General features: G+C 65.8%; 8 protein-coding genes. 5 read left to right on the top strand and 3 right to left on the bottom strand.

The window, feature by feature from the left end; all coding sequences use genetic code 11:
• Positions 1-69 precede the first annotated feature (69 nt).
• Positions 70-786: a hypothetical protein gene (locus IG171_RS05770; RefSeq protein ID WP_249204107.1), complete on the top strand. Its 717-nt coding sequence runs from the start codon at positions 70-72 to the stop codon at positions 784-786.
• Between the two features lie 89 nt (positions 787-875).
• Here IG171_RS05770 and nadE read toward each other — a convergent pair whose 3' ends face one another.
• Together nadE and leuS are read right to left on the bottom strand one after the other, a co-directional pair.
• Positions 876-1,709, bottom strand: a complete 834-nt coding sequence (gene nadE / locus IG171_RS05765; protein WP_212130531.1) for an ammonia-dependent NAD(+) synthetase — start codon at positions 1,707-1,709, stop codon at positions 876-878.
• A gap of 119 nt (positions 1,710-1,828) precedes the next feature.
• Positions 1,829-4,744, bottom strand: coding sequence for a leucine--tRNA ligase (gene leuS / locus IG171_RS05760; protein WP_212130530.1), 2,916 nt, complete (start codon positions 4,742-4,744; stop codon positions 1,829-1,831).
• Between the two features lie 190 nt (positions 4,745-4,934).
• On the opposite strand from leuS, the gene IG171_RS05755 reads away from it, so the two are divergent.
• Complete coding sequence (locus IG171_RS05755) at positions 4,935-6,743, top strand: AMP-dependent synthetase/ligase (RefSeq protein ID WP_212130529.1); 1,809 nt, start codon at positions 4,935-4,937, stop codon at positions 6,741-6,743.
• A 200-nt stretch (positions 6,744-6,943) separates the two neighbouring features.
• Complete coding sequence (locus tag IG171_RS05750; RefSeq protein WP_212130528.1) at positions 6,944-7,987, top strand: glutathione S-transferase C-terminal domain-containing protein; 1,044 nt, start codon at positions 6,944-6,946, stop codon at positions 7,985-7,987.
• Here IG171_RS05750 and IG171_RS05745 read toward each other — a convergent pair.
• The gene (locus tag IG171_RS05745) at positions 7,932-8,717 is read right to left on the bottom strand and encodes a DedA family protein (protein ID WP_349252142.1); all 786 of its coding nucleotides are present in this window, start codon (positions 8,715-8,717) and stop codon (positions 7,932-7,934) included. The two genes, IG171_RS05750 and IG171_RS05745, sit on opposite strands and share 56 nt — an antisense overlap.
• A 125-nt stretch (positions 8,718-8,842) precedes the next feature.
• Here IG171_RS05745 and IG171_RS05740 point away from each other — a divergent pair, with 125 nt between their 5' ends.
• Both IG171_RS05740 and IG171_RS05735 read left to right on the top strand, forming a co-directional pair.
• On the top strand, positions 8,843-9,889 hold the full coding sequence (locus IG171_RS05740) for a YhjD/YihY/BrkB family envelope integrity protein (RefSeq protein WP_212130527.1): 1,047 nt from the start codon (positions 8,843-8,845) through the stop codon (positions 9,887-9,889).
• Positions 9,890-9,933: 44 nt separating this feature from the next.
• Complete coding sequence (locus tag IG171_RS05735) at positions 9,934-11,361, top strand: glyceraldehyde-3-phosphate dehydrogenase (protein ID WP_249204105.1); 1,428 nt, start codon at positions 9,934-9,936, stop codon at positions 11,359-11,361.
• Positions 11,362-11,455: the final 94 nt, after the last annotated feature.

Here is an 11,455-nt window from a genome sequence, read left to right as displayed (position 1 = left end):
TTTTCGCACCCCAACTATATGCCACTGGGTTCCACGATATCTGGAGGTTGAAACAGTAGGCTTGGAGTTGTGAAGCGTTTCCTGGATTTCCTCACCAACTCACCGGCGGCGGTGACGTTCGCGGTGCTCACCGTGCTCGGCATCGTGGCCTTCGTCATCCCCGGACTGCATTCGGCGGCCTGGATCATCGGTCTCGTGCTGTGCCTGGGCGTGATCGTGGCGCTGCTGATGTTCCACGGCGAATGGCGTCGCGGCCAGCGTCAGATCGATGCGCTGCGCCAGCAGCTCAGCGTCGAACGCGGCCGGATGGACACGCCGGGGCTGACCCCGGTCGAGGACTCGGTCGAACTCCTCGCCGATGAGCGTCGGGCGCGTCGCGTCCTCGAGCTGCTGCCCGATTCGGGCGGACTCGTCCAGTCGCTGCGTCTGGACGCGACCTTCGGCACGCTCGCGGTCGATGAACTCGATCCCCTGCACACGTTCTGCGAGGAGTTCAAGAAGACCAGCTTCGACAATCCGCGGTCCCACACCGCGTTCATGAACCTCTACCGAGCCGCCGAAGCGCTGTCGATCTGGGTGAATGAGGAGACGCAGGTCGCCGCGGACGATTCCGCGACACGTGAGATCCGTCCCGGTGACGCCCGCGAGGACGGGTGGAGGGAGTACACGGAAGCGCGCAGCCGCGGTGAGCGCCTCAGCGACGAGTTCGTCTGCTCCCGCTGGGAGTTCAACCACACGGCCCTCGAACTCGGGCTCGTCTCCGGCACTCCCCCGTTCACGGACTGAGCCGCCGTCCTACGCACGGGTCGAATGATCGACTCAGCCACCGAGGGCCCGGCTGAGTCACCGAGCTCTCGGCGGAGTCGCTCGCCGGGTCAGTGCCGGATCCACCAGCTGTCGGTCGGAGCCACCGGGGTCCGGCGCTTGTGCTCGGACCTGCGGTACTTCTCGATCAGCGCCGAGGCGGCCGCGGCCTCGATCTCCCGTCCCTCGAGGAAATCGTCGATCTGGTCATAGCTGAGACCCAATGACGACTCGTCCGTCTGCCCGGGTTCGTCGTCGAGCAGATCGGCCGTCGGCGCCTTGGCGATGAGATGATCGGGGGCGCCGAGGTGGCTCAGCAGCGCCCGCCCCTGCCGCTTGTTCAGCCCCGCCAGGGGGACGACATCGGCGGCACCGTCGCCGAACTTCGTGAAGAACCCGGTGACCGCCTCGGCGGCGTGATCCGTGCCGACGACGAGGAGCCGCTTCTCCCCTGCCAGCTCGAACTGAGCGATCATCCGCATCCGGGCCTTAACATTGCCCTTGCCGAAGTCGGTGATCACTTCGCCGGTGGCCTTCTCGTACTCGTCGGCGGCGGCATCGGTGGCGGCTCCGATGTTGATGACGACCTCATGATCGGCACCGATGAAGGACAGAGCGTCCTGAGCATCGGACTCATCGGTCTGCACATGGTGCGGCAGCCTCACGGCCCAGAATTCGGCAGCCGCCCCCCGATCGCGCAGGGTCTCCACGGCCAGCTGGCACAGCTTGCCGGTCAGCGTCGAGTCCTGGCCCCCGCTGATGCCGAGGACCAGGCCTCTGACGCCCGTGGTCAGGACGTAGTCGACGAGGAACTCGACCCTCCGCTCGGTCTCGGTGGCCGGGTCGATCTGCGCTCGCACACCGAGTGCGTGCCGGATCTCATCCTGAGCTCTGTCTTTGGTCATGCTCTCACCAGTCTGTTCTCACCAGTCGTAGTCGGGGGGGGCGAATCGCCGATCTTCGCCGCAGGTACTCGTGCAGTCTTCCAGATGCCGTGTTTCGGTGACGTGTCCGCGGCCGGACCTCAAGCGTCGGGGACGATGTTGACCAGCTTCGGAGCGCGCACGATGGTCTTGCGCACACCTGCGCCGCCGAGGGCCTTGACCGCGTTCGGCGACTGAAGGGCGAGCTCCTCCAGGGCCTCCTCGGAGATGTCCGGGGCGACCTCGAGGCGGGCACGCACCTTCCCCTTGACCTGGACCACGCAGGTGACCGTGTCGGCGACGAGGTAGTCAGGATCGGCCTCGGGGAACTTCGCATAGGTCACCGTCGATTCGTGCCCGAGACGCTGCCACAGCTCCTCGGCCAGGTGCGGGGCGAAGGGGGCGAGCATGATCGTCAGCGGTTCGAGCAGCTCCGCGGTCGCCCCGCCCTGCTTGGTCGCATGGTTGGTGAGCACGATGAGCTTCGAGATCGCGGTGTTGAAGCGCAGATGGTCCATGTCCTCGCGCACACCGTCGATGACCTGGTGGAGGACCTTGAGCGATTCGTCATCGGTCTGCCCCTGACGAACCACGGACCGGCCGCTGGTCTCGTCGACGAACAGGCGCCAGACGCGCTGCAGGAACCGGTGGGCACCGACCACGGCGCGGGTCTCCCACGGCCGGTCCTGTTCCAGCGGGCCCATCGACATCTCGTAGACCCGGAAGGTGTCGGCGCCGTAGGCGTCGTACATCTCATCGGGCATGACCGAATTCTTCAGCGATTTGCCGATCTTGCCGTACTCGCGGTTGACCTGTTCGCCCTCGTACCAGAACGTCAGCTCACCGTTGCTGCCGGTCCGCTCCTCCACCTCGGCGGCGGGGACGTAGACCCCGCGGGCGTCGGTGAAGGCATAGGCCTGGATGTAGCCCTGGTTGACCAGCCGGTGGAACGGCTCCGAAGACGAGACATGGCCGAGGTCGAAGAGCACCTTGTGCCAGAACCGGGCGTAGAGCAGGTGGAGCACGGCATGCTCCTGCCCGCCGACGTAGAGATCGGCCCCGCCGCGCGGCTTCGACTTCCGCGGGCCCAGCCAGTACTTCTCATTGCTCGGGTCGACGAGAGCTTCGTCATTGTGCGGATCGGCGTAGCGCAGCTGGTACCAGGACGACCCGGCCCAGTTGGGCATCGTGTTCGTCTCGCGATAATAGGTCTTCGGCCCATCTCCGAGGTCGAGTTCGACGCTGGCCCACTCCCGATTGCGACTCAGCGCCGGTTCGGGTCGGCTGTCGGCGTCGTCGGGCGCATAGGTGCGCGGAGCGAAGTCGTCGACCTCGGGCAGCTGCACCGGCAGCATCTCATCGGGCAGTGCGATGGGCGTGCCCTTGTCGTCATAGACGATCGGGAACGGTTCGCCCCAGTAGCGCTGGCGGGAGAACAGCCAGTCGCGCAGTCGGTACTGCGTCGATTCGGTGGCCAGGCCCTTGTCCGACAGCCACCGCGTGATCTCGGCCTTCGCCTCCTCGATCTCGAGTCCGTTGAGGTCGATCTCGGCGTTCGCCGAATTGATCATCACCCCGTCGCCCGTGTAGGCAGAGTCCTCGTCGTGGTCGGCCGGGGGCTGGACCGTGCGGATGTAGGGCAGTCCGAACGCCTTCGCGAAGTCCCAGTCGCGGGCGTCCTCGGCGGGCACGGCCATGATCGCTCCGGTGCCGTAGCCCATGAGGACGTAGTCGGCGATGAAGATCGGCACTTCGGCCCCGGTGGCCGGGTTGCGCGCATAGGAGCCGGTGAAGATGCCGGACTTCTCCCGGCCCTGCTGCCGGTCGGCGTCGGTCTTGGACGCGGCGGCGCGCTGGTAGGCGGCGATCGCCTCGGCAGGGGTCGCACCCGCCCCGCGCCAGGATTCGGGTGTGGAAGGGTCCCAGGCCTTCGCCGTCAGGGCCGCGACCTGGGGGTGCTCGGGACTGAGCACGAGGTAGGTGGCTCCGAAGAGCGTGTCCGGTCGGGTCGTGTAGACCTCGATCTCGCCGCCGTCCTCGCCGACCACGGGCAGACGCAGCAGCGCTCCCTTCGACCGACCGATCCAGTTGACCTGCATCGCGTGGATCGCATTCGGCCAGTCGAGGACGTCGAGGTCGTCGATGAGCCGGTCGGCATAGGCGGTGATGCGCATGTTCCACTGGCGCAGGCGGCGGGTGTAGACCGGGTAGTTGCCGCGTTCGGACAGTCCTTCGGCCGTGACCTCCTCATTGGCCAGCACGGTGCCCAGGCCCGGGCACCAGTTGACCGGAGATTCGGAGACGTAGGCCAGGCGGTGTTCCTGCAGAACGTCTTCGCGTTCGGCCGGGCTCAGTTCCGACCAGGCACGTCCGTCAGGGGTGGGGCGCTGGCCGGTGGAGAACTGCTCGATCAGGGTCTCGATCGGCCGGGCCGCGCCCGTGGACTCACCGTCGGGCGTCTTCGCCTCGGGGTCGTACCAGGAGTTGAAGATCTGCAGGAAGATCCACTGCGTCCACTTGACGAAATCGTCATCCGTGGTCGCGAATCTCCGCCGCTCATCGTGGGCCAGGCCGAGGCGACGCAGCTGCTCGGTCATGTTCGCGATGTTCGCATCGGTGGTGATGCGCGGGTGCTGCCCGGTCTGGACCGCGTAGAGATCGGCCGGCAGACCGAAGGCGTCGTAGGACAGGGCGTGCATGACGTTGTGCCCACGCATCCGCTGGTAGCGGCCGTAGACATCGGTGCCGAGGTATCCCAGCGGATGGCCGACGTGCAGCCCGGCGCCCGATGGGTACGGGAACATGTCCATGATGTAGAGGGACTCGCGCTCACTGAGGTCGGCGGGAGGGCCGTAGGGCGACGGTTCTTCCTGGAGGGCGAGCTCGCCGAGGTCTCCGGTGGGGTTCGGGGTGTGGAACGTTCCCGACTCCTCCCATATGCGCTGCCACGACTTCTCGATCTTCTCGGCCAGCGCCGCGTCATAGCGGAAACCGGTCTCCTCAGGGTTCGTCGTCATTACCTTCCTTCGCTGAACAGACGTGAGCGGGTTCTGACCATCGTACTCTGAACAGCCCCTGATTCGACTTGGTTAGACTGCTCACAGAAGCCCCACGGCCGGGTTATCTCTACAAACGTGATCGATTTCACTGCGGCCGCGCCGAACGATAAGATAACCGGGCAGTAACTTACGTCCTCGAAGGAGAGCCATGAGCCCAACGACAATGCCGCAGTCGACGACCCCCGTCGTCGGATACGAAGTCGATACCGTCTCGTCGACGACCGATGTCTTCCGCGCCATGGTGGCCGCGGATCCGAACCGCCCCCTGGTCGCCAAGCCGGCCGGAGACGGCTGGTCAGAGGTCACGGCCGGACAATTCCTCGACGAAGTGCGCGCTGCGGCCAAGGGTCTCATCAGCATGGGAGTCGAACCCGGTGACAGGATCGCGATCTTCGGCCCGACGTCCTATGAATGGACCCTCAGCGACTACGCCGTGTGGTTCGCCGGCGGCATCTCCGTCCCCTTCTACGACACCTCCTCCGAGGCCCAGCTGGCCTGGATGATCGAGGATGCCGCAGTCGAGCGCGGCCTCGTCTCCTCCCGCGAGCACGCCGACAGCTTCATCGCCGCCGCCGCTGCCGCCGGACTGCCCGAGCCGAAGCTGCGGGTCTGGGAGGAAGGGGCGTTCGCCGATCTCGCCGAGGCCGGACGCGACATCACCGACGAGCAGCTCGAGAGTGCGAGGTCCCAGGCCACCGGCGATTCGGTGGCCACGATCATCTACACCTCGGGCACGACCGGCAAGTCCAAAGGCTGCGTGCTCACCCACGGCAATTTCGTGCAGACGGTGCAGTCGGCGCAGATGCAGGTCCCCGAGGTCTTCACCGAGGGCATGCGGTGCCTGCTGTTCCTGCCCCAGGCCCATGTGTTCGCTCGCTTCATCGAGGTCCTGGCCATCAGCTCCGGAGCCGTGCTCGCCCATCAGTCGGATCTGAGCAAGCTCACCGATGCGATGAGCAGCTTCCGCCCGTCGTTCATCCTCGGCGTGCCCCGTGTGTTCGAGAAGGTCTTCAACTCCGCCCTGGCCAACGCCCAGGCCGGCGGCAAGGAGAAGATCTTCCGCCGCGCCGAACGGGTCGCCGTCGCCTATTCGAGGGCGCTGGACGCCGGCAAGGTGCCGATGGTCCTGAAACTCCAGCACGCCGTGTTCGACCGGCTCGTCTATTCGAAGCTGCGCGCGGTGATGGGCAACAACGTCTCCCATGCCGTCTCCGGCGGCGGACCGCTCGGTGAGCATCTCGGACACTTCTTCCGCGGCCTGGGCATCATCGTCATCGAAGGCTACGGGCTGACCGAGACGACCGCCCCGATCACCGTCAATGTGCCCGCGAAGTCGAAGATCGGCACCGTCGGCGTGCCGCTGCCGGGCGTCTCGGTGGCCATCGCACCCGACGGGGAGATCCTGGCCAAGGGCGTGCCGATCTTCCGGGAGTACTGGAACAACGCCGAGGCCACGGCCAAGGAGTTCCACGACGGATGGTTCGGCACCGGCGATCTCGGCTCTCTCGACGAAGACGGGTACCTGAAGATCAACGGTCGCAAGAAGGAGATCATCGTGACCTCCAGCGGCAAGAACATCGCACCGGCCCCGCTCGAGGACGCCCTGCGCCGTCACCCGATCATCGGCCAGCCCGTCGTCGTCGGGGAGAACCGGAAGTTCGTCTCCGCGCTCATCTTCCTCGACTCGGAGATGCTGCCGACCTGGCTGAAGAACCACGACCTGCCGGCGATGGATCTGCGCGAGGCCGCCGACGACGAGGCGGTCCGGGTCGAGATCGACAAGGCCGTCCAGCGCGTGAACAGGACGGTCTCCCGCGCCGAGGGGATCAAGAAGTTCACGATCCTGCCCGTCGAACTCACCGAGGCCAACGGCTATCTCTCGGCCAAGCAGTCGGTCAAGCGCCACCTCATCAACAAGGACTTCGCCTCCGAGATCGAGGCCCTCTACGCGGACTGAGTCATCGCCGCAGGAACCGGCCCGAGCGCGCACTCGCGATGAGTCCACGCCCGGGCCGGTTCCGTCTCACCGTCGGAGTCGGCCCCACCTCGCCGGCGGGGATGCGGCGGGGCGCCATCGCACCCTGTCGCCGCGGCTCGGGATCGACGTAAGCTGTGGGCGAAGTCGTTTCCCACCGACCCTCGATGGAGGCAGCCGCAATGGCCGAAGACACCGATCACACTCCGAGCTACGTGGCCACGGGCCAGGAATTCAAGCGCGACACGAACTACATCGACGACCGCATCCTCAACGATGCCGACGCTCAGTGGCCCGTCGAACCGGGCCGGTACCGTCTCATCGCCGCGCGGGCCTGCCCGTGGGCGAATCGCACGATCATCGTCCGCCGCCTGCTCGGGCTCGAGGACGTGATCTCGCTGGGCATGCCCGGTCCCACCCACGATGCGAGATCGTGGACCTTCGACCTCGATCCCGGCGGGGTCGATCCCGTCCTCGGGATCGAACGCCTCCAGCAGGCGTTCTTCGCCCGCTTCCCCGACTACCCGCGCGGCATCACCGTTCCCGCCGTCGTCGACGTCCCCACCGGCGCCGTCGTGACCAACGACTTCCCTCAGATCACCGAGGACTTCTCCACGCAGTGGACCGCCTACCATCGTGAGGGTGCCCCGAATCTCTGGCCCGCCGAGTCGCGTCAGGAGATGGAGAAGGTGATGCGACTGATCTACACGGAGATCAACAACGGCGTCTACCGCTGCGGATTCGCCGGGTCCCAGGAAGCCTACGAAGCCGCCTTCGACCGACTGTTCACCGCTCTCGACACGATCGAGGACCGACTCGGCCGCTCGCGGTTCCTCATGGGCGAGACCATCACCGAGGCGGATGTGCGTCTGTTCACCACCTTGGTGCGCTTCGACCCCGTGTACTTCGGCCACTTCAAGTGCAATCGCCAGCCGCTGACGGCGTTCGAGAACCTCTGGGGCTACGCCCGAGATCTGTACCAGACCCCCGGGTTCGGCGACACCGTCGACTTCGCACAGATCAAACAGCACTACTACATCGTCCACCGCGATGTGAATCCGACGCAGATCGTGCCGAAGGGACCGGATCTGTCCGGATGGCTGAGCGATCACGGCCGGGACACGAGGTTCGGCGGCTCCCCCTTCGGTGACGGGACCGCCCCGGGACCGATCAGGCCCGGGGAGGAGGTTCCGACCGCGCATACCGCGGCCGCGTGGGTGCAGTGAACTCGCCGGGCGTGATGACCTCGGCGCCCGGATCATCGATGCCTGCAGCGCGCTTGCGCCGGTGCTTGCGCACCTTGAGCACGATCCAGACCAGGACGAAGGCGATGACGGCGATGATGACGAGCATCTGGAAGTACCCGGCATAGATCTCGACGATCGACCAGTTCTCGCCGAGGACGAAGCCGGCGACGATGAGGATCGTGTTCCAGATCGCGCTGCCCGCGGTCGTCAGGAGCACGAACGTGGGCAGACGCATGTCCCGCATCCCGGCCGGGATGGAGATCAGCGATCGGAAGTTCGGAATCATCCGGCCGAAGAACACGGCCTTCTCGCCGTGCCGGTCGAACCAGGCCACGGTCGTGTGCACGTCGTCGACGTCGACCAGCGGCATCTTCACCGCGATGCGGGCGATGCGCTCGATGCCGATCCATTTGCCCAGGGCCCACAGCAGGACGGCACCGACGAGGGAGCCCACCGTGGCGAGGACGATCGCCGCGGCGATGCTCATCTGCCCCTGGCTCGAGGTGAAGCCGGCCAAGGGCAGGACGAGTTCGCTGGGGATGGGCGGAAAGACGCTGTCGAGGAAGACCATCAACCCGACGCCGAGCGGCCCGAGTGCGTCCATGATGGTCACCGTCCAAGCGGAGGAGCCGCTGAGATGCTCCGCTGCGCCGTCGCCGGCGGCCAGCATGAAATCGGGTCCGGGACCGGTCAGCGGAGTTGTCGGCATGGTCAAAAGTGTAGATAAGGGCGCGGCTGGCCACTCACAGTGCACTCACAGCGGCTAGTCTGGAAACGGACACCTCCGGGTGGGAAACGAAGGCACCTCCGGGTCGACATCGAAGGAGCAAACACGTGGCACCAGCCAAAGTACTGGCCTCGCGCAACACGGTCGCGGAGGTCGGCCACAACGCCGTCAACAGGCCTGGCCCTGCCCATCTCATGCGCGCCGTTACGCGCTTCGGTCAGCGGCTGGGCAATCAGTTCGGCGCTGCGATCACCTACTTCCTCGTGTTGGCGGTCATGCCCATCGCCATGGTCAGCCTCGCCTGCCTCGGCTTCGTCCTCGATGTCGCCCGCCCGGACCTGCTGCCGATGGCCACCGAGCAGATCAAGGCATTCACGGCCGGCAACTCCTCACTGACGACGCAGCTCGAGAGCTACCTCCTCGATTGGCAGGCAGTCGGCATCATCGGTATCCTCACCGGTCTCTACACGGGGCAGGGATTCATCGGCAACCTCGGCGCCGCTGTCCGTGCCCAGCTGCACGAGGACTTCGACGATGTCGTCGAGAAGTCCTTCGTCAAGAAGATCCTCGGCAATATCGTCACCCTCATCGGTCTCATCGTCGGACTCCTGCTCACCGTCGCGCTCACGGTCGTCGGCACCGGACTGCGGTCGGTGATCGCCGACTGGCTCGGCCTGTCGGGGTTCGCGCAGAGTCTGCTCTTCATCGTCCCGATCATCATCACGCTGGCCGCCGCATGGCTGATCTTCATGTTCCTTTTCACGATGCTGCCGGAGCGGCCCGTGGACAGACGCGCGAAGATCCGCGGCTCATTCATCGGCGCGGTGGCATTCCTCATCCTCATCAACTTCGCCACCGTGCTCGTCAATCTGTTCTCCGGGAACAAGGCCGCAGGCGTGTTCGGATCGATCATCGCGATCATGCTCACGCTCAACGTCTTCGCTCGCATCATTCTGTTCATCGCGGCGTGGATCGGCACCGCGAACCCTCCGAGGCTGAGGGAGGAGACACCGGAGTACCGCTTCGTCGAGCCCAAGGTGCAGGCCCAGAGCCTCGGTGCTCTGCTCGCCGGAGCCGGGATCGTCGCACTCACCCTCCTCGGCTTCAAACGCTTCGACGAACGCCAGTCCGATCGCGGGCAGACGAACCGCTAGACTGGATGGCGCATCCGTTTCAACTGACCGAGGGGATACGACCTTTGACTGACGCAACGACGGCTCGTCTGGACGAGTGGGCGAAGAAGCAGACCGCCGCCGAAGAACTGATTCCGCTAGTGGGACGCCTGTACCGCGAGAACGATGTGCTGCTAACCCTGTTCGGTCGGTCGTTGCTGAACAAGTCGGTGACCGGCATGATCAAGGCCCACCGCTATGCTCGCCACTTCCTCGGCGAGGACCTCGACATCGAGATCACCCACCGCATCGTGAAGGCACTGGCCGAACTCGACCTGGCGCCGGCACGGATCGACCTGGGCCGCCTCGTCGAGAAGCTCGAGGGCCCGAATGCCGACATCGAGGCATTCCTCGCTGAGGAACTCGCCGAGGTCGTCGATTCCCAGGCCGGCAAGGGCGAAGTCCGCGACATCGTCCTCTACGGATTCGGCCGCATCGGCCGTCTCCTGGCACGCATCCTCATCGATCGTGCCGGCGGGACCGGAATGCGTCTGCGCGCGATCGTCGTCCGCCGCAACGGGGAGAACGACATCGTCAAGCGCGCTTCCCTGCTGCGCCGCGACTCGGTCCACGGCCCCTTCGACGGCAGCATCGTCGTCGATGAGGAAGCCAACACCATTCAGGCCAACGGCACGCTGATCCAGGTCATCTACTCCGATGACCCGTCGCAGGTCGACTACACCTCCTACGGCATCGACGATGCGATCATCGTCGACAACACCGGCAAATGGCGCGACGAGGAGGGGCTGTCCAAGCACCTCGCCTGCCCCGGCGCCTCGAAGGTCCTGCTCACGGCTCCGGGCAAGGGCGGTGTGAAGAACATCGTCTTCGGAGTCAACGATGACGCGATCGATGACTCGGACCAGGTCCTCTCGGCCGCTTCGTGCACGACGAACGCGATCACTCCCGTGCTCAAGGCGATCAACGACCGCTTCGGCGTCCGCAACGGTCATGTCGAGACGGTGCACTCGTTCACCAACGACCAGAACCTCATCGACAACTTCCACAAGGGTTCGCGTCGCGGTCGTGCGGCCGGGCTGAACATGGTGCTCACCGAGACCGGTGCCGCCAAGGCCGTGGCCAAGGCCCTGCCGGAGCTGTCCGGGAAGCTCTCGGGCAATGCGATCCGCGTTCCCACCCCGAACGTGTCGATGGCGATCCTCAACCTCAACCTCGAGCAGTCCACCAGCGTCGACGAGCTCAACACCTTCCTGCGGGAGGTGTCGATGAATTCTTCGCTGCGCAACCAGGTCGACTACGTCACCTCCCCCGAGCTCGTGTCCACCGACCTCGTCGGATCCAAGCGTGCCGGCGTCGTCGACGGCCTGGCCACGATCGTCGATGAGGATCGTGTCGTCGTCTACGTCTGGTACGACAACGAGTTCGGCTACAGCTGCCAGGTCATCCGCTGCGTGGCGGAGATGGCGGATGTGGACGTTCCCGCTTATCCCTGATCGCGCCGAGGCTGCTCATCCCGACCGGTCGTCAACGGCTCGCGGGAGGCTGCGGAGGCGTGAGCGCTCGGTCAGCAGCTGAGGAGGGCGCCCG

Source organism: Brevibacterium sp. SMBL_HHYL_HB1 (genome assembly GCF_018208375.1).
Taxonomy (GTDB): Bacteria; Actinomycetota; Actinomycetes; order Actinomycetales; family Brevibacteriaceae; genus Brevibacterium; species Brevibacterium intestinavium.
Note: the sequence above shows the minus strand (reverse complement) of the source record. Positions and strands in the feature narration are given on the sequence as shown.